Raw genomic sequence first — 1,104 nt, forward strand, 5'->3', positions numbered from 1 at the left:
GGTCCCACCGGTGTCGGCAAAACCGAGTTGGCCAAGGCGCTCGCGGACTTCCTGTTTGACGATGAGAAGGCCATGGTGCGTATCGATATGTCGGAGTACATGGAGAAGGCGTCCGTGTCCCGTCTGATCGGTGCCGCTCCTGGCTATGTCGGTTACGAGCAGGGTGGTCAGTTGACCGAGGCCGTGCGTCGTCGTCCGTATTCGGTGGTGCTGTTCGATGAGGTCGAGAAGGCCAATCCGGAGATCTTCGACGTGCTGCTGCAGGTGCTGGATGATGGTCGTCTGACCGATGGCCAGGGTCGGACCGTGGACTTTAAGAACACGATTCTGATCATGACTTCGAATCTTGGTTCGCAGTTCCTGGTGAATGAGGAGATGGATGCCGACGCCAAGAAGAAGTCCGTGATGGACGCCGTCCATATGAACTTCAAGCCGGAGTTCCTGAACCGTCTTGACGATATTGTGATGTTCCACCCGCTGACGCGCGAGGAACTGGGCAGTATTGTCGATCTGCAGGTGAAGGGCGTGGCCTCGCGTCTGACTGATCGTCGCATCACGCTTGATGTGACGGATTCGGCTCGTGAATGGCTGGCCAACACCGGGTATGATCCGGCATATGGTGCGCGTCCGCTACGCCGTTTGGTGCAGACCGAAGTTGGTGATCAGCTGGCTCGTATGCTGCTTGCCGGCAAGGTTCACGACGGTGACACCGTGCTGGTGGACCAGACCGGCGGTGAGCATCTCGACTTGTCCGCGTGGCCGACTGACAAGATCGTGCCGGATGATCCGGACGTGAGTGTCGACGAGGTGAAGGCGGACAAGTGACGGATGATAAGCCGGCCGCGATGGGTAGATGACGGCCGTGTCGGCTGACCAAGTGGTTCGAAGTCCGTCTCGGCCCGTCCCGTCTCGGCCCGTCCAGACGGGACGAGACGGACTTTCGGCGGTGGGTTTCCTCTTGTTCGGAGGGACCCACCGCCTTGTGTTGGTACGGGTGCCGGCTGTGTCGGCGTTGTCGGTTTTGCCGCTTGACTGAGGGGCGGGCGGAGAAAGGGGCTGGCCGGGAGGCTAGTTGAGGAAGATTTGCGGTGCCTTCATGAAGTT

At 59.9% G+C, this 1,104-nt stretch carries 1 protein-coding gene; it reads left to right on the forward strand.

Annotated features, from left to right (window positions below):
- On the forward strand, positions 1-825 hold an 825-nt coding region (locus tag B2994_RS02335), incomplete at its 5' end, for an AAA family ATPase (RefSeq protein WP_291526793.1).
- Between the last annotated feature and the right edge of the window lie 279 nt (positions 826-1,104).

This window comes from Bifidobacterium sp. UBA744 (genome assembly GCA_002298605.1).
Lineage (GTDB): Bacteria > Actinomycetota > Actinomycetes > Actinomycetales > Bifidobacteriaceae > Bifidobacterium.